This is a genomic window from Candidatus Anaeroferrophillus wilburensis (genome assembly GCA_016934315.1).
Lineage (GTDB): Bacteria > Desulfobacterota > Anaeroferrophillalia > Anaeroferrophillales > Anaeroferrophillaceae > Anaeroferrophillus > Anaeroferrophillus wilburensis.
In genome coordinates this window covers 25978-49541 of sequence record JAFGSY010000004.1, presented here as the reverse complement: position 1 = coordinate 49541, position 23564 = coordinate 25978, and the positions used below count along the sequence as shown (strand labels likewise).

At 51.1% G+C, this 23564-nt stretch carries 23 protein-coding genes; 6 read left to right on the top strand and 17 right to left on the bottom strand.

What is annotated here, in order from left to right:
* The 3 genes from JXO50_00440 to JXO50_00430 form a co-directional block, all read left to right on the top strand.
* A partial coding sequence (locus JXO50_00440; GenBank protein ID MBN2331553.1) for a cytochrome c family protein occupies window positions 1-429 on the top strand: 429 nt, incomplete at its 5' end.
* 182 nt (window positions 430-611) lie between these two features.
* Complete coding sequence (locus tag JXO50_00435) at window positions 612-2048, top strand: hypothetical protein (GenBank protein MBN2331552.1); 1437 nt, start codon at window positions 612-614, stop codon at window positions 2046-2048.
* Window positions 2049-2476: 428 nt separating this feature from the next.
* Window positions 2477-4738 (top strand): vitamin B12-dependent ribonucleotide reductase, encoded by a 2262-nt coding sequence (locus JXO50_00430; GenBank protein MBN2331551.1) that lies wholly within the window; start codon window positions 2477-2479, stop codon window positions 4736-4738.
* 85 nt (window positions 4739-4823) lie between these two features.
* Here JXO50_00430 and rsmI read toward each other — a convergent pair whose 3' ends face one another.
* The 7 genes from rsmI to JXO50_00395 all read right to left on the bottom strand — a co-directional run bounded on the left by rsmI (window position 4824) and on the right by JXO50_00395 (window position 11186).
* Window positions 4824-5669, bottom strand: coding sequence for a 16S rRNA (cytidine(1402)-2'-O)-methyltransferase (rsmI, locus tag JXO50_00425; GenBank protein ID MBN2331550.1), 846 nt, complete (start codon window positions 5667-5669; stop codon window positions 4824-4826).
* Between the two features lie 2 nt (window positions 5670-5671).
* The gene (locus tag JXO50_00420) at window positions 5672-6172 is read right to left on the bottom strand and encodes a DUF721 domain-containing protein (GenBank protein ID MBN2331549.1); all 501 of its coding nucleotides are present in this window, start codon (window positions 6170-6172) and stop codon (window positions 5672-5674) included.
* 17 nt (window positions 6173-6189) lie between these two features.
* Entirely contained in the window at window positions 6190-7728 is a 1539-nt protein-coding gene (gene metG / locus JXO50_00415) for a methionine--tRNA ligase (GenBank protein MBN2331548.1), read from the bottom strand.
* The gene (locus tag JXO50_00410; protein ID MBN2331547.1) at window positions 7725-8300 is read right to left on the bottom strand and encodes a hypothetical protein; all 576 of its coding nucleotides are present in this window, start codon (window positions 8298-8300) and stop codon (window positions 7725-7727) included. The genes metG and JXO50_00410 overlap by 4 nt, the downstream gene beginning before the upstream one ends.
* A 195-nt stretch (window positions 8301-8495) precedes the next feature.
* A complete protein-coding gene (gene holB, locus JXO50_00405; protein MBN2331546.1) occupies window positions 8496-9500 on the bottom strand; it encodes a DNA polymerase III subunit delta' in 1005 nt (334 codons plus the stop codon).
* Entirely contained in the window at window positions 9487-10143 is a 657-nt protein-coding gene (gene tmk, locus JXO50_00400; GenBank protein MBN2331545.1) for a dTMP kinase, read from the bottom strand. The genes holB and tmk overlap by 14 nt, the downstream gene beginning before the upstream one ends.
* 215 nt (window positions 10144-10358) lie before the next feature.
* Entirely contained in the window at window positions 10359-11186 is an 828-nt protein-coding gene (locus JXO50_00395) for a lytic murein transglycosylase (GenBank protein MBN2331544.1), read from the bottom strand.
* 434 nt (window positions 11187-11620) lie between these two features.
* Here JXO50_00395 and JXO50_00390 point away from each other — a divergent pair, with 434 nt between their 5' ends.
* Window positions 11621-12025, top strand: coding sequence for a chemotaxis protein CheX (locus tag JXO50_00390; protein MBN2331543.1), 405 nt, complete (start codon window positions 11621-11623; stop codon window positions 12023-12025).
* Between the two features lie 54 nt (window positions 12026-12079).
* Here the strand turns inward: JXO50_00390 and JXO50_00385 are convergent, their stop codons facing one another.
* The 10 genes from JXO50_00385 to JXO50_00340 form a co-directional block, all read right to left on the bottom strand.
* Window positions 12080-12409, bottom strand: a complete 330-nt coding sequence (locus JXO50_00385; protein ID MBN2331542.1) for a hypothetical protein — start codon at window positions 12407-12409, stop codon at window positions 12080-12082.
* A 118-nt stretch (window positions 12410-12527) separates the two neighbouring features.
* Window positions 12528-13556, bottom strand: a complete 1029-nt coding sequence (locus tag JXO50_00380) for a chemotaxis response regulator protein-glutamate methylesterase (protein MBN2331541.1) — start codon at window positions 13554-13556, stop codon at window positions 12528-12530.
* Window positions 13557-13660: 104 nt separating this feature from the next.
* Window positions 13661-14140, bottom strand: a complete 480-nt coding sequence (locus JXO50_00375) for a chemotaxis protein CheD (GenBank protein ID MBN2331540.1) — start codon at window positions 14138-14140, stop codon at window positions 13661-13663.
* Entirely contained in the window at window positions 14140-14580 is a 441-nt protein-coding gene (locus JXO50_00370) for a hypothetical protein (protein MBN2331539.1), read from the bottom strand. The genes JXO50_00375 and JXO50_00370 overlap by 1 nt, the downstream gene beginning before the upstream one ends.
* Window positions 14543-14965 carry a response regulator gene (locus JXO50_00365; protein MBN2331538.1) on the bottom strand — a complete coding sequence of 141 codons (423 nt, stop codon included), beginning with the start codon at window positions 14963-14965 and terminating at the stop codon, window positions 14543-14545. Before JXO50_00365 ends, JXO50_00370 begins: the two co-directional genes overlap by 38 nt.
* A gap of 45 nt (window positions 14966-15010) precedes the next feature.
* Window positions 15011-15874 carry an HDOD domain-containing protein gene (locus JXO50_00360; protein ID MBN2331537.1) on the bottom strand — a complete coding sequence of 288 codons (864 nt, stop codon included), beginning with the start codon at window positions 15872-15874 and terminating at the stop codon, window positions 15011-15013.
* Entirely contained in the window at window positions 15871-16323 is a 453-nt protein-coding gene (locus JXO50_00355) for a chemotaxis protein CheD (GenBank protein MBN2331536.1), read from the bottom strand. Before JXO50_00355 ends, JXO50_00360 begins: the two co-directional genes overlap by 4 nt.
* A 29-nt stretch (window positions 16324-16352) precedes the next feature.
* Window positions 16353-17177 (bottom strand): protein-glutamate O-methyltransferase, encoded by an 825-nt coding sequence (locus JXO50_00350; protein ID MBN2331535.1) that lies wholly within the window; start codon window positions 17175-17177, stop codon window positions 16353-16355.
* Window positions 17178-17207: 30 nt separating this feature from the next.
* Complete coding sequence (locus JXO50_00345; GenBank protein ID MBN2331534.1) at window positions 17208-17708, bottom strand: purine-binding chemotaxis protein CheW; 501 nt, start codon at window positions 17706-17708, stop codon at window positions 17208-17210.
* 83 nt (window positions 17709-17791) lie between these two features.
* Window positions 17792-20041, bottom strand: coding sequence for a chemotaxis protein CheA (locus JXO50_00340; protein MBN2331533.1), 2250 nt, complete (start codon window positions 20039-20041; stop codon window positions 17792-17794).
* A gap of 434 nt (window positions 20042-20475) precedes the next feature.
* On the opposite strand from JXO50_00340, the gene JXO50_00335 reads away from it, so the two are divergent.
* Together JXO50_00335 and JXO50_00330 are read left to right on the top strand one after the other, a co-directional pair.
* Window positions 20476-22155: a hydantoinase/oxoprolinase family protein gene (locus tag JXO50_00335; GenBank protein ID MBN2331532.1), complete on the top strand. Its 1680-nt coding sequence runs from the start codon at window positions 20476-20478 to the stop codon at window positions 22153-22155.
* Window positions 22152-23495, top strand: a complete 1344-nt coding sequence (locus tag JXO50_00330) for a histone deacetylase (protein ID MBN2331531.1) — start codon at window positions 22152-22154, stop codon at window positions 23493-23495. The genes JXO50_00335 and JXO50_00330 overlap by 4 nt, the downstream gene beginning before the upstream one ends.
* The last annotated feature ends 69 nt before the right edge of the window (window positions 23496-23564 follow it).

Genomic DNA, 23564 nt, shown 5'->3' with positions numbered 1-23564 from the left:
TGGCTGGTTTGCAGCCTGATTCTTCCCGGGACCGTCCTGGCCGAAAAGCGTTACGTTGGCTCCGAGGCCTGCCGCGACTGCCACCAGGAAGTCTATCAGAGTTTCACCACCTATGCCAAAAAACGCCATTCCTATGACAACATCTCCAGGATGAAGAAAGGCTTGACTGAAACCGAGTTTCAAGGCTGCTTCACCTGCCACACCACCGGCTATGGCCAGCCAGGCGGATTTGTTTCGCTGGCCCAGACACCCCAGTTAAAAAACCTGGGCTGCGAGGCCTGCCACGGTCCCGGCAGTGTCCATATCGAAAGTGAAGATCCCGATGACATCAAGGGCAAGCTCTCGGTAGCCGACTGCGAAACCTGCCATAACGCCGAGCGGGTTGCCACTTTTGACTATAAGCCAATGATTTACGGAGGGGCGCACTAATGAATACCCACGGAAAAGGATTACAGTTCAAAATCACCTGCAGTCTCGCCATTCTTTTCGTTATCATTCTTGGCTGTCTTACCACGCTTAATGTGGTTAACCTGAAAAAAAATATTCTCCATTAGGTTGAACACGCCTCCGCCATTCTCGCTGACACCCTGTTGAACGGCATCCGTCATCCCATGGCCATCAATGATACCGCAACTATTTTGAGCCAGATGCAGGACATTCAGGAACATATGGAAGGAGTGGAGGTCTATATCTTTGATGCTGATGAGCGCGTCACATATGCTTCTGAAAAAAGTAAAGTGGGTTCAGCAATAAAAAGTATTTCCGCTTCAGTCGACCTCAACAACGGCATCAAAGCCCTGCTGACCAGCCAGAACACGGAAAGAATTTACGAGGAGACGATCAACGACAAACCAAACCTTTCGATCATCTGTCCCATCAATAATGAACCCGGCTGCCGGCACTGTCATGGTCAAAGCCGTCAGGTCCTCGGCGGCATGCTGGTCAGGCATGAAGTCTCCGATGTCTATGCCGCCATCAGCAGCGCCCGCCTGAACAATATTGGCACCGGTTGCCTGGGGATTCTGCTGGCCATTGTGATTTTCTACTTCCTGATTGCAACCATTGTCATCAAGCCGGTGAAAAAATTAACCCAGATGCTCAATGAAGGCGCGCATCAGGTAGCCTCCGCAGCCTCCGAAGTATCGGCCTCCAGTCAAAGTCAGGCTGAGGGGGCATCCAGCCAGGCATCGTCACTGGAGGAAACCTCGGCCTCCTTTGAAGAAATTTCAGCCATGACCAAGCAGAATAACGATAATACGCAGCAGGCCAACAATCTGGTCAGCGATGCCATCAAACTGGTGGATTCTGCCAATATTTCGATGAACGATTTGACAAAATCGATGGAGGACATTTCATCATCAAGCGAAGAGACGCAGAAAATCATCAAAACTATTGATGAAATCGCCTTTCAGACCAACCTGCTGGCCCTCAATGCCGCGGTGGAGGCCGCCCGGGCAGGAGAAGCCGGCGCCGGTTTCGCTGTGGTCGCCGAAGAGGTCAGGAACCTGGCCAAAAGAAGCGCCGATGCGGCGAAAAACACGGCTGAACTGATTGACGATACAGTGACCAAAATCCATCAGGGTTCCAATCTGGTCACGACGACCAGCAAAGCTTTTATCCAGGTGGCAACAAGCACCACAAAGGTAGGCAACCTGATCGCTGAAATTTCCGCTGCCTCGAAAGAACAGACCGAAGGCATAGATCAGATTAATAAAGCCATTACCGAAATTGACAAGGTCACCCAGCAAAGCGCGGCAAACTCTGAAGAGATGGCCGCGGCCGCTGAAGAGATGAACGCCCAGGCTGATAAGATGAAAGGTATTGTCCAGACTCTGGATGTCATTGTCACCGGCAGTAGCGGCACCATGGCCTCGACGGACACCATGTTGTTCAACAAGAAAAAACCATCATCCAAACCACGTCTTCAGGCAACAACCGGGAACAGTCAGCCGCCGGCACCCAGGGCTCATAATCAAACAGCAAAAACAATCACCCCGGAAGAGATCATCCCTTTTGATGATGACCAGGAAAATTTTGATGATTTTTAAACTTCCATTTCTCCCCCTCTAATAGTGAAGGCCGGCGTAGAAGCCGGCCTTCACTATTTAGCAGCCAAAGAACCCAGGACAGAAAAATGCCTGGAATCCCAATCCATACCTTCCCGACCAAAAAGGTGTCTCCAAGCTGCAGTGGTTCACCCATGAACGCCTGAAAAATTATCGGGCTGGCAACCAGCAGCCCCATGGACGAGATAAATGCTTTGGAGACAATTCCCCGCAGCATGCATGACCAACATCAGGTAAGGCTAACTTCGCTGAACTATTAGCGTTTCATAAAAAATTCCACAGCAGGTCATTTCCAGACAATTTCCCCTTGACATGCACTACATGTTGTGTCTTTATGACTATCAACCACTACATATAGTATCTTATCAACTTTCAATAATTTCAACATCTTAACCTGATCAGGAGACCACATGGCAAGAAAGAATTCACCGAACAGCACTGTCCTGCCGGCTGGGGCCACCATGCCAACGCTTGCCGACAATGCCCAAACAGTTCTTGAACGACGCTATTTAAAAAAAGACGATCAGGGTAAAGTCCTGGAGAAAGCGGCTGACATGCTCTGGCGCGTTGCCCGGACGATCGCCGCCGGAGAGCGCACATATAATCCAGCCGCTGATGTCGATACCCTGGCCAAGGCCTTTTATGAGTTGATGGCCAACCTGGATTTCCTCCCCAACTCCCCTACCCTGATGAATGCCGGCCGTGAACTTGGCCAGCTTTCCGCCTGTTTTGTGCTGCCGGTTGATGACTCCATGGAAAGTATTTTTGAGGCCGTAAAGCATACCGCCCTGATTCATAAAAGCGGCGGCGGCACTGGCTTTTCCTTCTCCCGCATCCGCCCTAAAAACGATGTGGTCCACTCCACCAAAGGTATTTCAAGCGGCCCCATCTCGTTCATGACCGTCTTTGACAGCGCCACGGAAACCATTAAGCAGGGTGGCACCCGCCGGGGGGCCAATATGGCCATTTTACGGGTTGACCATCCCGACATCATGGACTTTATCAAAGTTAAGTCTGATTTGTCTGTGCTGCATAATTTTAATCTTTCGGTGGCCATAACGGAAGAGTTCATGCAGGCGGTGGAAACCGACAGCGACTACAATCTGCTGAATCCCCGTGATGGTCAAATCATCAGGAAGCAAAATGCGTTGAAAATTTTTCGGCAGCTGGTCAAACAGGCCTGGCTTTCCGGCGAGCCGGGTATTGTTTTTCTTGACCGGATCAATGCCGACAACCCCACCCCAAAAGTCGGCATGATTGAGAGCACCAACCCCTGCGGCGAACAACCCCTGTTGCCCTATGAATCATGCAACCTGGGCTCCATCAACCTGGCTCATATGGTCACCGACGGTGCTATTGATTATGAGAAACTGGGGAAAACTGTTGACCTGGCAGTACATTTTCTTGATAATGTGGTGGATATCAACTGCTACCCCCTGCCGGAAATTGAAAAAAACACCAAGGACAATCGAAAAATCGGCCTGGGAGTCATGGGTTATGCCGACCTGCTCCTACAACTTGAGCTGCCCTACTCCTCCCTGGAAGCCCGCCAGACGGCGGAACAGCTGATGGCTTTCATTGATGAACGGGCGTTGGCCGCCTCCATCCGTCTGGCTGAAGAACGCGGTGCATTCCCCAACTTCCCCGAAAGCATCTATGGACAGCGCAACCCCGCCGTACCGGTACGCAACGCCACCAGAACAACCATTGCCCCCACCGGCACCATCAGCATTATAGCCGGCTGTTCCAGCGGCGTTGAGCCGCTGTTTGCCGTTGCCTTTATCCGCCGGGTTATGGATGACGACGAGTTTTTTGAAGTCAACCCCATCTTTGCCCGGATGGCTAAAGAACATAATTTTTATACTCCGGAAATACTTAAAAAAATCGCCCACAACGGCAGTGTCCATGGCATTGATGACGTGCCAGTGAAATACCGGCAAATTTTTGAAACTGCCCATGATATCAGCCCGAAAGATCATATAGCCACCCAGGCTGCGTTCCAGAAGTACACGAACAATGCGGTCAGCAAAACGATCAATTTTGCCCATGACGCCACGGTGGAAGAGGTGGAGGAAGCCTTTATCCAGGCATACAAAATGGGCTGCAAGGGGGTAACCATCTACCGGGATGGCTGCCGCGAGAACCAGGTTCTCAACATTGGCAAAACCGACCGCAAACAAGCCGTCATGCCAGTGGCGGAGACGCCCATCAAACGGGATCGGCCACGAGTCTTGACCGGCCATACCTACCAGATGACCACCGGCTGCGGCCCCCTCTACGTCACCATCAATGTTGACGAGCAAGGCTGCCAGTTTGAATTGTTCAATACCATCGGCAAGGCCGGCGGCTGTGCCGCCAGCCAGTGTGAAGCCATCGGTCGACTGGTGTCTCTGGCCTGGCGCAGCGGCTTATCGGCGGAATCGATGGTCAAACAGCTGATCGGCATCAGCTGTCATAAACCTTTCGGGTTCGGTGACAACAAGGTCACCTCCTGCGCTGACGCCATCGCCCAGGCGATCCGCCTGCACCTGGAACAATGCAACGGCTGCAGGGATGAATCCCTCAACAGTGAGAATCCGGGGTTTGGTGCCTGTCCAGAATGCGGCGGGGTTGTTGAGCATGAAGGCGGCTGCATGGTCTGCCACGCCTGCGGATATTCGGAATGCGCTTAAGAGATAGTCAGGCAGGATGATTCCCCCAACGAGAGATGCCGCTTTAAAAAGCGGCATCTCTTTTTCAAAATCCAGGCACCTGCTGTCAGCCTGTTTGGAGAACCAGGGCATAGATATCTTTTCTGCGCCATTCAGGAAACTCTTCAGCAAGCTGGTTCACCATATCCCGCACAGAAAGCACACCCTCATCCTGCAGTTGACGTAGCCGCTCCCCCACCATTCCGACATCGGCAGGAGCATCAGCCTTCTCGGTCGCCCCCTCAACCATCAAGGTAATTTCACCGCGCCAGTGTCGATCCTCGTTGGCGGCAATAAGCTCCCGAAGATGCCCACGGAGATATTCTTCATGGATCTTGGTCAATTCCCGGCCAATGCAGATGCGGCGGTTGCCGAAAACTTTTTCAAGTGCTGCCAACGTCGCCGGCAGGCGGCGGGGTGATTCATAAAAAACCAGGGTCGCTGGAATCTGCCGCAATGCTAGAAGGCGGTTCTCCCGGGCAGCTTTCCTGACCGGCAGGAAACCGACAAAATAATATTCATGTAGAGGCAGCCCGGAACCAGCCAGGGCGGTGATCGCAGCACAGGCACCGGGCAAGGATACCAGCGGTAGCCCGGCATCGATAACTTTCCTGATCAGGGGATAACCGGGATCGGAAATGCCGGGAGTGCCCGCTTCACTGATCAGGCCGATACTGAGACCATCAAGCAAATCCTGAAGGAGGCGCTCTATTCTATGATCAGGGCTGTGATCATGGAAGGAGAGAAGGGGAGTGGAAATGGCAAAGCGGGAAAAAAGTTTGCGCGCCGTCCGGGTATCTTCGGCAGCCACCAGATCCACCTCTTTCAGCACCTCCAAGGCCCGCAGGGTAAGGTCGCCAAGATTGCCGATCGGCGTGGGAATGATATAGAGGGTTCCGGGAGGGGCAGCCATCACTAATCACTGACCAGCTGGCGAACCCGATCTTTGAGGCGCACGGTATAGATAATATCAGCAAGCTCTGGATCTTTTACATAGCGGCAGATATCTTTTTTGATCTGCCGCTTTTCACGATCACTGATAAGTTCCACTGAAGAGTGACGCCGGGGTGCAGAGGGCATCAATCGCTCAGCTGCAAGTTCGCCAAGTTCAAAATGAAGGTGGGTAACCACCGGCTTGTGTCTGCTCAAGGCATTGAAACGTTCAATAATCCTATCCTGAAAAAAATACAGCTGGTGCATCCAGCCGTGGTTAACCACCTTGATATGCAGGGTTCTACCCCGGATAAACAACGGTTGACATTTTTCCATCAGTTGGGGGCCCACCACCTCCTGCCAGCGGGAAAAAAGCTGGTAGACAGCCATTTTTTTGCGCAACTTATAGCGATCAAGAACCCCGGGCAGCAGATCGCCGACCATCCCGCTCCATCCCGCACGTTGGCGGTTATCAGCTGCCATCGTGACTTTCTCCCCCATCAATCAAGACGCGGAAAAAGAACCTGCCCGGGCTCCACCACCACCCCCGCTGCCAGGCGTCCCCAGGAAAACAACTGTGGGCCACACTGATCAGGCTGATCCGTCACCCCAAGCTGGCGAGCCATCGCGGCAGCTTTATCCGGCATAAACGGCAACAGATACACTGACAGCAGGCGCAGAACTTCGGCAATACAATACAGCACCTGATCCAGGGAGGCTGACTGGCTTTCATCTTTAGCCAGCTGCCAGGGAGCCTGCTGGTCAATAAACTTGTTTCCCCTGACCACCAGCTTCCAGATGGACTGCAAGACCCGGGAAAAGGCCAGATCATCCATGCCGGCGGCAACTTCGTGAAACACCTCATCAGCCAGTGCGGCAAACTCTCTGTATCGCTGATCCTCCGGTTGAGGAACGGGGATAACCCCCTGGCGGTATTTACTGATCATGGAGATTGAACGGCTGAACAGGTTGCCGAGATCGTTGGCCAGTTCACTGTTCAGACGGCCTTTCATGGCCGCCTGAGAAAAATCACCATCCAGGCCAAAAGGCACCTCACGCAGGAGAAAATAGCGAAAAGCATCAACCCCATATTCTTCTGCCACCTGCACCGGATCAATCACATTGCCCAGCGACTTGGACATCTTCTCCCCCTCAACCGTCCACCAGCCGTGGGCAAACACCTTTTTCGGCAGGGGAAGGCCGGCGGCAAACAGGAACGTCGGCCAATACACCGCATGGAAGCGGAGGATATCCTTACCGATAAGATGCACATCAGCAGGCCAGAGGCGGGCAAACCGTTCGGGATCATCAGGATAACCGGCGGCGGTCAGATAGTTGATCAGGGCATCGAACCAGACATAGATAACGTGCTTTTCATGGTCGGGAACCGGGATACCCCAGGTAAAGCTGGTCCGACTGATACTTAAATCACGCAATTCCTCCCTGACAAAGCTTAAAATCTCATTGCGTTTTGCCGGTGGTAGAATAAAATCGGGATGTTCATCCAGATGCTCAAGCAGCCGCTGCTGATATTTGGACATGCGGAAAAAATAGCTCTCCTCCTTAAGACGCTCAGCCGGCCGGCCGCATTCCGGACAATTTCCATTATCCAGCTGCTTATCTGTCCAGAAAGTTTCACAAGGAACACAGTACCAGTCTTCATACGATCCCAGATAAATATCCTGGTTCTCCTGGACCGCCTTGAAAAAAGTCAACACCGCCCGACTGTGGCGATCCTCGGTCGTGCGGATAAAGTCATCATGGGAAATATTGAGCACCTCCCAGAGATAGATAAAACGTTTCACCACCTGGTCAACCAATTCCCGGGGGGTCACGCCCTTCTGCTGGGCTGTTTTTTCAATTTTCACCCCATGTTCATCAGTTCCGGTGAGGAAGAAAACCTCCCGGCCCAACAGACGCTGGTATCTGGCCATGACATCAGCCGCCACCGTGGTGTAGGCATGGCCGATATGGGGAACATCATTAACGTAATAGATGGGCGTGGTTATATAATAGACGGATTTTGGTTTATCGGTCATTCTTTCTTGTCCCCTTTGCGCTGTTTTCCGACCTGCCGTTTGTCTTTTCTCATTTTAATGTAATTCTCATACTCATATCCAAGACAACACATTAAACGGCCGCACAGGCCTGAAATTTTTACCGGATTGAGCGCCAAACCTTGTTCTTTGGCCATTTTAACGGTTACCGGCTCAAAACTGTTGAGAAAAGAGGCACAGCAGAGCTCCCGGCCGCAGACGCCCAAGCCGCCAAGCATGCCGGATGCATCTCTGATCCCGATCTGCCGCATTTCAATGCGGATATGAAGCTGATGGGCGAGATTTTTTACCAGTTCCCGGAAATCAACCCGATTTTCCGCCGTAAAATAAAAAATCGCTTTACTGCCATCATGGAGATATTCAACCCGCACCAGTTTCATTTCCAGGTCATGCTCTTTAACAAACTCATTACAGAGAGCAAGGGCTGCTTTTTCTTTCAACTGGTGCTCGGCCAGTTTTTCAAAATCATCCTCCCGGGCTAGCCGGATCACCTTTTTCACCTCACCCTTGTGGCCCATGGCTTTTTTAGGCAGCGTATGGATCGGCAGAACCATCACCTTGCCAATATTGACACCCCGTTCGGTTTCAACAATAACATCATTGCCAATCTCAAGGTGAAGCGCACCAGCTTCAAAATAATAAATTTTCCTCGAACCGCGAATACTTATACCGGCAAACCGTTTCACACTATCCCTCGTTCGTCATCCCCGACAGCACCAGCCACGCTGGCATAACAGGGTTTATAGTTTTCACACGCAGCCTGAAACCTGCTGCCCAACAAACTGCAGCAGCAATGCCTCCCAAGCCAGTCTGACATTTATATTGAAAAGGCGGTTGCTTTGCAAGCGAATAAGCTCGTCCCGCCAGGCAAGCAAGTCATCAGGTTTAATCTTTTGAAGCAGGTCTTTCATGGCCTTTTCATGCCCGACATGGAAAAGATCGGCAGCTGAACGGCAGGCAGCCAACAGTAAAGCGTCGCGAATAAAGGTATCGATCACATACCAGGCATGCTCGGCTTCGGCCGATTTCTGGCTCAGCTCCTCGGCCAAGGAAAACAGTTCATCCAGCCGTTCCGGCGTTAAAGAACATAAGCGGAAAAGCAGTTCATCACGCCACTGAAGCCGGTTGTCCTCAAGGAAAAAAAGGGAACGGGAGACGCTGCCGCCGCCTAAAGCAATGGCCTGTGCCAACTGTTGTGGTCCACTCAGAGCATCACCCACCAGACGCTGCACAATATGTCCAAGATCTTTGGCTGACAATGGCAGAAAAGGAATCACCACACAACGCGAAAGGACGGTGGGCAGCAAAACCTGCGGCAGATGGGTTACCAGCATGATCAGGCTCTGATCAGGCGGTTCCTCAAGGGTTTTCAGGAGAGCGTTGGCAGCGGCAGTATTCAGCAAATGGACATCTTCAATGATAGCCACCTTCCAGCTGCCGCTTAAAGGAGCATAGCCGAGATAACCCTGCAGTTCCCGAATCTGGTCGATTTTAATCTGATTTTTTTCCGCCGCCACCAGCATGACATCAGGATGTACCCGACGGCTGATCTGGCCGCAATCGGCACAAGCATCACAGGCATCTCCGTGACCATGGCTGCAGTTCAATGCCTTGGCCACCTGGAAAGCGGTGAAACATTTACCGACCCCCTCCATTCCGGTCAGCAGCAGGGCAGCCGGCAGAGTACCGGCCATGATCATACCCTGCAACCGGGAGACAGCCAGAGACTGGCCTAAAACATCACGAAAAGACATGGAACTCCTGCAGGATAGTTTTCACCCGGAGATGAAGATCCCGAATCGGCCGACTGCCATCAAGGATCCTGAAACGATCGGCATGCCGGCGGGCCAGCACCATGAATCCGGCCCGCACCCGTTGATGAAAATCCAATGCCAACTGGTCAAAACGATCCTCCGCCCCTTGTATCCCGGCAACCCGGTTACGCTCTCTGGCCCGCTGCATCCCCATTTCCGGCGGGCAATCGAAGAGGATGGTGCATTGTGGTTCGAGGCCTTCAGTAACCAGGCCATTAAGTTTTTCAATCAGGTCACAATCTCCACTGCGGGCATAGCCCTGATACACCCACGTGGAATCAATGTAGCGGTCAATCAGCACCAGACCGCCGCGCTCCAAATGAGGTCTGACCACCTTCATCACATGCTCCCGGCGATCGGCCAGATAGAGAAACAGTTCGGTCATGACTTCGGGAGAAAATTCCGGAGACAGGAGAAGACGGCGGATTTCGGCTCCAATCACTGAAGCCCCCGGCTCCCGGGTCAGGAGCACATCAACCCCTTGCCCTTGCAGATAGTCGGCCGCTAGCGTTATCTGGGTGGACTTGCCACACCCTTCAATCCCTTCAAAGGAAATCAGTACTCCAGGGTCTTGTTGCTCCATGGGGCAACCTCATCTCAGGCGATTACCGCTGCTACAACACTCAGGCGTTGCAAAAGGCAGGAAATGCGCGGCAAAGCAGGAGAACCGCTCTCCCTTAGCTGTCGGTCAAACAAGCAAGGGAGGGATCTTCCCCTCCCTGCCAGAGAAACATGAAAAAACCACCCGCGCAGCAGACCGATGGCTATCACGAAATCAGCATGTTATCAGCAAATAATTTACTGCTGGATCAAGTGGTTACGAATTGCCAGAATAGTTTTCACATACAAGGCACTGTGGTTATAGGACCAGATAATTTTTTCCTCCTGGTCGGCAGTCATGTGCGGCTGCCACCCGTGGCGTTCAAGATAATTGACCACACTGGCAGCGGCATCATGATAATCATACAGGTCTATCCGACCGTCCCCGTTGCCATCGACGCCATATGAGAGCAGACTGGCAGGAATAAACTGAGGAATCCCGAAAGCACCGGCCCATGACCCTTTCAGCTCGGCGACATCCACCTTCTCCCCCATCTGCAGCAAGGCCTTCAACTGGCCGTAGGCCCAGGAAGATTTCCTGGTGGCCCGCTTAACCAGCCATTGGTAATCAAGTTGGGGATAGGATTGGCACAGCAAGTCATAGGTTTGCTGCAACACAGGTTCCTGGTCGCAAAGAGAAAGCGAGGCAAAAACCTGCAGCAGAGGATAACGGCCGTCATACCGGCCAAAATGGGACTCCAGCAGGAAAATAGCCACCACCAGCTCCTTGGGAACCGGTGAACCGGTCTCCATCTTGGTCAGCCAATCATGGTTCTGGTCGAGAAAGTTTCGCGCCAGCTGCAGGGGCTTGTCGGTAAGAAAATAGTCGTAGGAAGCCTTTTTTTCCACCTGTTTAAGATTTTTGGCGATAATAGCGTGATCCAGTACAACCGGGTTGACAACCAGATACTTATGAATGAGTCGGGAATCAATATCCTTTTCGGCCTGCAAACGGTTAATCAGCCCATCCATGGGCAATAAGCCATGGGAATCCTGGGCGGCATACCCTTGGAAAACAATGAGCATAGCAACCAGTACGGTTGTCAACAGACAGACGGCCGGCCTGCAACGGCGGAAAAAAAGCAACAACATTGTCGATCTATCTCTTGGACATGCCCGGCAAAACCGATACGGTCATCAAAATATCAGCCTGACGCCACTGAACAATGACGGTTAAGACAACAGGCACTCTCCAGTGGACCAGGGGCTTGTTTATGGCTATGGCGATCAGACGACCATAAAGATCCATAAACCTAGCGATTATGAAATATGTCGATTACTCTACCAATAACAATGAAAAAAATCTAGAAAATACTTGAACATTGGCATTTGATTTGATATCTGAAGCATGGTTAGTACTGGAACAATCAACCTGAAACCAAGAAGCAGAGTGGGAGATTTCTGTGGATGTTCGCTATATAAACCCTTTTCTGGAGGCTACCATTCATGTTCTCAAAACCATGGCCTTCGTGACCTCAACGCCTGGAAAACCCTTTGTTAAAAAAGATCAAACAGCAACAGGAGACATTACGGGCATCATTGGTCTGTCCGGTGACCGTGAAGGATCACTGTCGATCTCCTTCTCCTTTTCCTGCATCAAAGGCATCCTGGAAAACATGCTGGGTGAGATCCATGACGAGCTTAACGAGGAAGTGAACGACGCGGTGGGCGAGCTGACCAACATGATCTGTGGCCAGGCCCGCAACAAGCTCGAATCAGTGAACATCAACTTGAAAGCCGGCATTCCAACCATCATCGCCGGCACCAACCACACTGTCCGCCACATCACGTCATCACCAATCATTGTGCTGCCTTTTGTCACTGATTATGGCGGCTTTTCGGTTGAATTTTCATTTCTCGAATAAATAAGGCGGCCAAAGGCCGCCTTATTTATTCAGCATCATACCAACAGCAAAGAACTATTGCTGCAATACTTTAAGCTGTTCAATAACGCTTACCGATTCTTCAACTAGGGAGGCTAAGTCCTCCCCTGCACCCTCTGGATCGGTCTCTCCCTTGCATTCTTCTATGGCCTCCAGCTGTTTCTCCAGACTCGGGTTGTCATCGAGAATAAAACTACGAACGACCTCTTCAAACTCCATATACAGGTTAAGCAAAGCTGTCAGTTGCTCAACCCGGTCATTCATTGTTTTCAGGTGGCTGTCAAGCTTAGCCAACAACGGCAAAGATGACATGCTGGCACCCACAGAAAGATCATCACTAGACGGTAAAACCATCCCCTTCATCATCGTATAAATCTCCCGGCCGCCTCGCACCCCCCATTTGCAACAATGACACACCCGCCTGGGTGCAAGGCTATTTTTAGCTTTTTATTTCAATAGGTTATCGTCAAAAATAGAGAAAACTTTAGTTCAAATAGTGAATAATTTTTTCGGTCATCCGGGAAAGCGGCACAATGTGATCCACCCCTCCTGCTTTAATTGCTTCTTTGGGCATGCCGAAAACAACGCAGCTCTCTTCATCCTGGGCAAAGGTGGTCGCCCCCTGCTCTTTCATCTCCAACATTCCCTTGGCACCATCAGCCCCCATGCCCGTGAGAATCACACCAACCGCATTGGGACCAATGTAACGGGCTACCGAGCGAAACAAGGGATCCACTGCCGGGCGCTGGTGATGAACCAAAGGACCGTCTTTGACCGTAACATAGTAGCGGGCCCCGCTTCGTTTGACCAGCATGTGAAAATTCCCCGGACACAGCAATGCCAAGCCCGGCCGAATGGAGTCACCATCTTCTGCTTCCTTGACATCGATACGACAAATATCATTAAGACGGTTGGCAAAGGCTTTGGTAAAATTTGCCGGCATATGCTGAACAATGACAATCCCTGGAGTGTCAAGGGGCATCGGCGCCAGCAGAACTTTCAGCGCTTCGGTGCCGCCGGTTGAAGAACCAATGGCAATAACCTTATTGGTTGATGCGGTCAGGGCTTTAAATTGTTTAGGGCCTGATTCGACATAACTTACCGACCTGGCCCTCTGTTTCATATCAACGGCAGCCACAGCCCTGATCTTCTGGGCCAGCTGCTGACCCATATCACCAACGGTATACGCTTCGCCCGGTTTGGCCAGCACCTCAAGGGCGCCTGACTCCATGGCCTCCAAGGCTATTCTGCTGCCCTGCTGGGTCAGTGAACTGACAATAATCACTGGAATGGGATAGTATTTCATCAGCTTCCGGAGAAACGTCAGACCATCCATGCGCGGCATCTCTATATCCAGAGTAATAACATCCGGCTTCAGGGCGACAATTTTATCCCTGGCAACATAGGGATCAGGAGCAGTGCCAACCACTTCAATCCCCGGCTCCTTGGCAAGAACCCGGGAAAATATCTGGCGGACAATAGCCGAGTCATCGACAATTAATACTTTAATCATGGGCGGCTATCCTTCTCGACATTCCATTCTGCACATAAACCTACGCTATCCGTTTCACCCAGTCAGCCATGGGCTGTTTTTCCCGCGCATCCTTCTGCCTCCCGTTACTCATAAGGATACCAGTCCGAGCGTCGGAGTTTTTCGACTTTCAGCACCACCGTCTCATTGGTGTGGGCATGGTAAACAACTTTACGACCCAGGGTCCCTCCCACATCCTCAGAAGACACGTAGACCTTCTTGGCCTGCAGAAATTCTCTGGCCACAGCAATATTATCCGAGCCAATCCGGCTGCCGCGCAAATCACCGCCGCCAAAAATCTGGGCGGTCATCGTATGTGGTTTTGCTCCCTGCTCCCGCATCATTTTATACAAGGCAAACATGGCAACCTCACCATATCGGGCCGTAGGCGCTTCACCCTCAGGACAGGAGGGCAGCAAATAATGATTTATGGCACTGAAACGACCCCTGCTATCCCAGAGGGTTACCGCAACGCATGATCCCAAAACGGTATACACCACTACCGGTTCGCGCGAACAGTAGATATAGCCGGGTTTCAGGTAGTACTCCCTGGATGCGGAACACATTATGTTTCTGTCCAGCCCACCAGCAGATAACTGCCGTCAGTATCATAGCAGACCATCCCGTCGGAGATCGTCGCCTCACCAACCCCGAAAGTTTCGGGAATTCCAAGGACCATTATGCCCTCAGGGTCACATATATTGATCAACCCGCCACCAATCATGTTCACCGCTTCCTTAAGAACATCGCTGATTTGACTCAGGGACACCTGCCCTCTTTCCTCGCCAAGAAAGCTGGCAGTCATCTGCTCCGCCAAATCACTGGCAAAAAAAATGGCAACATCCAAGCGATGATCACGGTCAGCCAGGCTGACCTGCACCTTGTGGAAAAAAACCCCGACCAAAGACTGAGCACACTCGGCACAGGAAACCGGCCTGACAAAAGTAAAAAACATGTTTTCCAGAACATTAGAAATCACATTCGTCAGATTCTGCGTTACTGACATCAACATTTTCCACTCCTAACACTGACAGTAGCAGCTGTTTTATTTCTTCAGGATGAAACGGTTTCTTCAGATACCCTGAAGCACCAAGTTCGGTCGCCCGGTCAACAATCTGCTCGCGGGCTTCGGTAGTTACCATGACTACCGGAATAGCTTGCAGCAACTGATCACTTTTTACCTGTTCAAGCAACGCAATACCATTCATCTCAGGCATATGAATATCAGTGACAATGATGTCCACCCAGTGATCATCTAAAACAGCGAGAGCTTCCTTGCCGTTTCCAGCCTCAAAAACAGTCCCCACATCAAAACCGGATAGTGAGATAACCCGCTTGATGATCTGCCTCATGGAAACCGAATCATCCACAACCAACAGATTAAACGCCATTAGTCTCTTCCCTCCTCAAGCTGTTGTCCAGGATTTTCACTATCCCTATTCCTCCTGAACCCCAATCATCCCTGATGTTTTCACCATCTCCTGTTGAAATTCTGCAAGCAGGATTTCAACATCAACAGTTTGCAGACTGGCTTTATCAGCCAAGGCATGGGGCATGTGATAGGCAAGGCCATCAGCAGCGGTACCATAACCGACCAAAATTACCAGGCTGTCGGCAAAGGATACCAGTTCTGTTAGCAAGCGATGGGTTTTGGGGGCCTGTTCAGGCTGATGGTGGTGGCGGATTGCCGCCACAATAGGTTCAGGAAACTGCCAGAACTCGGTAAGTTTACCACCGATTTCGGCATGATCATAGCCAAGGATTTCCCGCTCAGCTTCCTGAAAGGAACATTTATTGCCGGCCACCATCGCTTCTATATGGGCAAATTCCTGCTGTACATAGGTACTGAGCACCACCTTGCCCACATCATGAAGCAGGGCCGCAGTGAATACCATCTGGGAATCAAGCGAACTTTTTTTAAAATGCCCGACAACAACCTGAGCCATAACCGCACAGGCTACCGCATGCTGCCACAATTCGCCGGCAAAAAACGTATAGCCTTCATGTGGTTGATCATAAACTTTTTTAGCCCCGCCAGCCAGTAGCAACTGCCGCAACTGTGTTGCCCCCAGATAAACAACGGCTTCTTTCAGAGATCCTACCTCGCGGGATAAACCAAAATAGGCAGAATTACAAATTTTCAACACGTTTGCGGTAATTGCCTGATCAAGGCTGATCACCCGAGTCAGGTTTTCCACACTGTATTCAGGATCACTGATAATATCCATTGCTTTCAGGACAACCTGGGGAAAGGGAGGAATTTCCTGGATGCTGGCAAGAATTTCATCCATATGTTTCATAGCTCCACCAGCCCTTTCTTTGACACCTTCAGCATTAGCTGACCATCAGACAGTCGCAGATACATGGTCCTGTTCACCATGCCGCCAATATCTTCCGAATCTATCAAGATATTATTTTTCCAAAACATCTTTCGCAGAATAGCATAATTCCGCTTGCCTATATTAAAAACACCGCTCTCATCCATAATCTGACCGCCACCGGCAACCTTGACCACCAGCCGTTTTTTTTCAGCACCGTGCTGATAGCAGGTTTTAAACAACAAAGGAATGCCCGTATTGGCAAACATATAAGGATTTTTCACCCCTTTATCCTTATTGATCGAGGCGTCCGGCAACATATAGTGAAGCATACCGCCAACTTTGACTACCGGATCATAAATGGCCACCCCGATACATGATCCAAGGGAATAGGTCACCAAAGTATCAGTGGAAGTAGCACTGATTTTCATATCTGCGATGCCTACGGTGATGTTACCCACTATCGTTTCTTCCTGTAAATCGCTGGCTGAATATATTGCAGATCGTGTTTGATACTGGTTAGACTCTCAGAATGACCAATCATCAGATAGCCGCCAGGGTTGAGAACATGGCTGAACTTGTTCACCAAAGTTTCCTGGGTCGGCTTGTCAAAATAGATCATAACATTGCGGCAGAAAATAATATCAAAGCGGCCTTTGAAGGGAAACGTATGCATCAGATTGAGTCGGGCAAACCTGAGGAGGCTTTTCACCCGGGGAGCGACCTGATAGAAGACACCATCACCATGAGGATTAAAGTATTTGCGCAGCAGCGGCCGGGGTATATTCTCCAGTTTGCCGGCCTCATAGACTCCCTGTTTTGCTTTCTGCAGCACACTGGTGGAAAGATCGGTTCCCAGCAACTTGCACCCCTGGCTGTGAGGCTCAAGGAATTCACTCAGGGTAATAGCCAGAGAATAGGGTTCCTCTCCCGAGGAACAACCAGCCGACCAGGCCTTGATGCAGTCATTGGCACCGGTTCGGGGCTTGCCAACCAGTGCGGGCAAAACTTCCTGCGTCAGAAAGTCAAAATGTTTCTCCTCACGAAAAAAATAGGTGACATTGGTGGAAATGGCGTCCAGCAGATAGACTATCTCCTGATCATTATCATCCTCAAAAACACGATCGAAATAGTCTTTATAGGATGACAAGCCAAGCGCTCGCAAACGCCTCGCCAGTCGCGAACGGACCAGATCACGTTTGCCCTCATGAAGATTAATCCCGCATCGCCCGTAGATAAACTGACAAAAGCGTCGAAAATCCTTGGTTGATATGGTCCCGCCCAGCTCCTGGCTCAAAACCTGCGCCCTCTGGTATTATGTGGTTGAACTTACCAGCTGCAACTCTTCCGAAGTCAGCACCCGGTCGATGTCCAGAAGAATTTTAACCGTATCCTTTATCTTTCCCATACCGAGGATATAGTCCGTTTTCACCTGCGTCCCAAAAGCCGGAGTCGGTTCAATTTCATCAGCGGATATGTTGAGAACCTCATGGATAGCATCCACCACGATACCCATCAACATTTGGCTATCCTCGCCGGCAATTTCCATGACCACAATGCAGGTACGCTCATCATAGTCCTGCGCCGGCAGCCCAAATCGCAAACGCAAATCAATAACGGGAATAACCTTGCCCCGCAGGTTGATCACACCTTTAACATAATCGGGAGTACGGGGGATGGCCGTAACATCCAACATGCCGATAATTTCTTTGACTTTAAGGATCTCCAGTCCGTACTCTTCGCCAGCCAGGACAAAGGTCAGATACTTGCCCTCCCTGGATGTTGTTTGCTGAATTTCCTGATTCACATCATTCATTACATTTTCTCCTCATTCACATTAGAACATGCCAAGAGTTCACTTGCCGCCCACCTGCAAACCCATAAGCCAGGCAACAGCCGTCAGTGGGCAACCATACCGGCAACATCCAAAATCAGGCCAACCCGACCATCACCCATAATTGCTCCACCGGCAAGGCCGGGAATATTTTTCAACTGTTCACCTAAACTCTTGATAACAATTTCCTGTTTGCCCACCAGCTCATCAACCAGAAGACAACGCTGCTCCCCCTCGTTCTCGACTACAACGACCAGCGACTCCCAAGGCTGAGGTCCCGTATCGGAAAGGGAAAAAACTTTATGCAGACGCACCAGAGGTACCAGCCGGTTCCTGACCTTGATAACTTCGCCCTGCTGCTGGACGGTAAAACATTGCTCCCTGGCAGGACGCAAGGACTCAACCACATTCAGTGTCGGAATGATATAGCGTTCATTATGAACATTCACCACCATGCCATCGATAATCGCCAGCGTCAGCGGAACTCTGATGCTCACCACCGTCTTCTGGCCAGCCACTGAATCCAGTTCAATCACCCCGCGGAGTTTTTCGATGGATTTTTTGACTACATCCATCCCCACCCCACGGCCAGATACATCAGTAATTTGATCAGCAGTGGAAAAACCAGGCAGGAGAATAAGGGCAAAGATTTCCTGTTCTGAAAGATGGTCATCCTGGCTGATGACGCCACGTTCAATAGCTTTACGTCTGATTTTTTCAGCGTCAAGCCCCTTCCCGTCATCAATGATCTCGATAATAATATTGCCGCCACGATGATAGGCCTTCAACTGAACAGTACCGGTTGCCGGCTTGCCTGCCGCCTGCCGTTCAGCCGGGGTACCGATGCCATGATCGACTGAATTGCGAATCATGTGTACCAGGGGATCATAGAGAAGATCGACCATATTCTTGTCTACTTCTGTCTCTTCGCCAGACATCTGCAGATCAACCTCTTTACCGCTTTTTTTAGCCAGATCCCGAACCAGGCGAACCATTTTATTGAATGTCTGCTTGATTTCAACCATCCGCAGGGAAAGGCCAATATTCTGCAGCGACGAAGTGATACGGCTGAACTGGGCAAGATTCTGGATCAGCTTTCTGCTGCTCAGGCCGGTGATGTCGGGATCCTGGCTGATCATTGCCTGGACAATAACCAGCTCCCCGACCATATCAATGAGATTATCAAGCTTTTCCGTATTAACCTTGATTGCCGAAGTGCCTGGTTCTTTCAGCCTAGCAGCAGATTGCTGCCGCAAAGCTTGGACCATGCTTTTCGGATTAACTTTCTTGTCGTGAAGCAGGACCTCCCCCAGCTTCTTTGATTCCCCGGCAGCTTTTGCCAGCGCCTGCTCTTTCAGAGCTTCCTGGAGGTCCGCCTCACTGATCAACTGTTCTTCAAGCAGAATTTCACCAATTTTATCATGCTTTGCCTGGAAATCATCGGCAGCATGTTCTTCCGCATCATCTTCCCCGGCCAGCAGACGATCATGGACCTGGTCAATCCTTGACACAAAGGCATGTACCGGCATTGGTTCCATTGGCTGCCCCTGGAGGGCATTCAGTACCTGATCAAGCATGCCCTTGATAAAATCAACCCCGTCAAGGATGAGATCCGTTGCCATGCCTGTCAGTTCAAGCTTGCCGTTCCTGGCATCATCCAACAGATTTTCCAGATGATGGGCAACAACATTCATCTGCTTTAGGTTCATAAACCCGGAGACCCCTTTTATGGTGTGAAAAGGGCGGAAGATGGAATTAATAGTATCACTATTGCCTTGATCCTGCTCGAGGTTCAAAATATTGTTTTCTATGGAATCCAGATGTTCATGGGATTCGGCAATAAAGCCTTCAAAAAGATCCTGATCCTGGGAAAAATCAACTCCGGCAAACAACTCTTCCTCACCATCAGTCATCTCCGGGGCAGCAGTATCGGGCGGGGATGAACGCGCTTCGCTCACAGACTCTTCTTCTCCGGTCGCCAATTGAAAAAACAGATCACCATGCTCATCATCGTCGCCATCTGGCTCTCGGACCTCCGGACCGTTGATAAAACGCTCCTGAAGTCGGGTAACTGCTGCGGTCAGAACCGGGATATCTTTAGTGGAATCAGCGGTTTCATTATAAATAATTTCCACCAGAATCTCTCTGATCTTTTGCAGTTCACTACCAAGGTAGTCATACGAATTACGGATCTCCTGCCCCTCAAGGAGATCAATAATATTAAGCATCCGACCGCAACCGGACAAATCACCCGGTTCCATGATAACTATTGTTTCTGACAATTCATCAATTAACTGCTGAATTTTTTTCTGCACACGCCCCTCCATACCTATGACATTATCTGCGTTTTCGGCACGTTGATAAAAAAATTTATTATTATCTTGACCGTCTGGATAAAAATTCCCTCACTTGACACCATGAAAAGAAACCGGCTATAGCTCAGAGGCTAAGTGACAGATAACAGCAGAGGCAAACCCGATTACATCCATGCCTGGACCCCTTACACCTCAAGTTGTCTAACGTTTAATATCCGAAGGAAGCCGCCAGCTTTATATGCTGACTGGCCTGAAGCGACCACTTGAGCCGGGTACAAATATGGGCGGAAATCACTTCAGGCTAGCAGGTTTCGGATGATTTTTGCTGGACGACGACAAAACCACCATGATACATTCCCGCAGAGAGGGCAGCTGGCAGAAAAGCCGACCGCCAGGCAAAGAACAAGCTTGGCGGCAACGCCCGAGGAGAAAAGATGCTACTGGGAATTGATGTAGGCGGCACCCATACCGATGCGGTAATCATTGACCGCCAGGGGGTTGTCAAAGCCGCCAAAGTGGCTACCGATCATGACCACCTGCTCGGCTCAGTGAAGCTGGTACTCCGGGAGGTACTGCAGGGCACCAACCCGGAGTTGATCAAAAAAATAAACCTGAGTACAACCTTGACCACCAATGCCATTGTCGAACAGCAACTGGATCCGGTGGGCATGGTGGTGCTGGCCGGTCCGGGGATCAACCCGCAACGTTGCCGGGTAGGCAGCTATTTTTTTACCGGCAGCGGTTCCATTGATCACCGGGGCAAAGAGCAGCAACCTTTTGACCCGGCAGCGGTTGCGGGGTTCGCTCGGCATTGCCGCGATAATAATGTCAGAGCCTACGCCGTTGTCACTAAGTTTTCCCCCCGCAACCCGGATCACGAAATAGCCTTAAGCAAACTGCTTGAACCACAGGCCGATTTCATCAGCATCGGCCATCGCCTGTCGGGTCGACTTAATTTCCCCCGGCGGGTTGCAACGGCATTCTACAATTCGGCCATCTGGCAATCATACAACTGTTTTGCCGATGCCATAGAACACAGCATCGCTGAATTCGGCCTCAAGGCCCGCATTGATATTTTGAAAGCCGATGGCGGCACTATGCCGTTTGCCGCCTCACGATTTTCTCCGGTACAGTCAATTCTTTCCGGTCCGGCGGCCAGCGTCATGGGCATTGTTGCCCTGTGCAACATTAGCGAGGACGCGGTCATTCTTGACATTGGCGGTACAACCACCGACATCGCCATTTTTGCCGCCGGGGCGCCATTACTGGAAAATGACGGCATTGCCATTGACGGTCGCCCAACCCTGGTACGGGCAATCATCACCAGGTCCATCGGCATTGGTGGCGATTCCCTGATTCATCAAACAGCCGGGAATATCCAGGTAGGCCCCCGGCGACAGGGACCGGCCATGGCTTTTGGCGGCCGGCAGCCAACCCTGGTTGATGCCTGCAATGTCATGAATCTCTGCCAAGCGGGAGAGGTATCGGCATCGATGAGCGGGATGGCTGACCTGGCCGGGCGTTGGGGAACCGGCGTGACGGATGTTGCCAAACAGGCGATTGACTATGCGGTCGGAGAGATCTGTGAAGCCGCCGGAAAACTGATCAGCGATTTAAACAACCAGCCGGTTTATACTATCCATGAGCTGCTGGCAGCCAGGAAACTGGTTCCTGAACATCTCTATATCATGGGCGGGCCGGCCAAGGTTCTGGGATGCACCCTGGCAAAGGCCTTTGATCTTGAGACGACTATTCCGGAAGAATACTCGATCGCCAACGCCATCGGCGCGGCTTTAACCAGAACCACCATGGAGGTTGAACTGTTTGCCGATACGGAAAAGAAAACCCTCCTGCTCCCCAACCTTAACATCGTCAAACAGATCCCTTTCCAGTATTCACTGGATGAAGCACTGACTGACTGTAAAAACTATTTGGGAAATTTCCTCGAACAATGTGCGATTACCGATGTTCATAAAGATGATATCGATATCGTCGAGGCCGATTCATTCAACATGATCAGCAACTACTTTACCGTCGGGAAGAATATCCGGGTCAGCTGTCAGTTGAAACCGGGCATTCAACCTGGATACGGGGAGGGACTGCGGAACCGATGAGCGAACCTGCCAACAAATTGGGAATTATTTTTTTCCCGGCTTATGATTGGGCCATTGATGCCACCCACCCCGAAAGGGAAGAAAGATTGCTCTACACCCAGGATCAGCTGCGGGAGGAGGGAGTTTTTGACCTTCCGGGGGTCAGGGAATACAAGCCGGAAATTGCCAAACCGGCAGCCATTGAACGGACCCATTTCTGCTTCCCCTCAGTCGCCGCGGTAACCACCGAATCCCACCTGATTGCCGCCGGCGGCGCGATCAAGGCTGCCCAGCTGGTGATGGAGGGCGAGGTCAGCAAAGCCTTTGCCATGGTACGACCGCCGGGGCACCATGCCATGAAGGTAGTCCACGGCAACCGGGGTTTCTGCAACATCAACAATGAAGCGGTCATGATCGAGTTTATCCGCGAACAGTATGGCCAAAAAAAAATTGCCATCGTCGACACCGACTGCCACCATGGGGATGGCACCCAGGACATCTACTGGCATGATCCCAACACCTTGTTCATTTCTCTGCATCAGGATGGCCGTACCCTCTATCCCGGTTCCGGCTTTATTCACGAACGGGGCGGCCCCAATGCCGTCGGCAGAACCATAAATATTCCCCTGCCGCCGCAAACTTCTGATGCCGGTTTTTTAACCGTCATTGACGAGGTTGTCCTGCCGATACTCGAGGACTTCAAACCGGACTTAATCATCAATTCAGCCGGGCAGGACAACCACTATAGCGATCCCATTACCAATATGAACTTTTCCGCCCAAGGCTATGCCCGATTGAATGAAAAGCTCAATCCGGATATTGCCGTCCTTGAGGGGGGTTACGCCATCCAAGGGGCACTGCCCTATGTCAATCTGGGTATTGTGCTGGCCATGGCCGGGACGGATTATTCCCATGTACGCGAGCCCGGCTACAACCCCGAACAGCTGCGGCAATCACCCCAGATCGACAACTACATCAAAAATCTCTGCCGGGATATTATGACCAGCTACCGCCAATCACACCAAACCACCGGCAGGGATGGTCAGTTTGATGCCCGCCACAAATCGATTTACTATGATACTGACGGAATTTCTGAAGAACAGACGGAAAAGGTAATGGTCTGTTCTTCCTGTGCCGGCCTGCTGCTCATTGAATCACAGGCAGCGGCAAACCAGCGCTGTCTTGGCATTGAAATTCCTGTCGATGCCTGTCGGCGATGCCGGGAAGCTGGATTGCGGCGGCTGGATGAGGCAAAAAATGCCATGCGCTACCAGATCATCAAGCTGATCAACCGGGTTGATCGAGAGTATCTCACCCTGACCGGAGAAGAACTTTCCCCCCGCAGTAAATACTTTTTTTGATAGAATATCTCTACCATTACTACAATCCGAGGGTTTCCATACCAATGATCATCACCCTGCTGCCGCTCC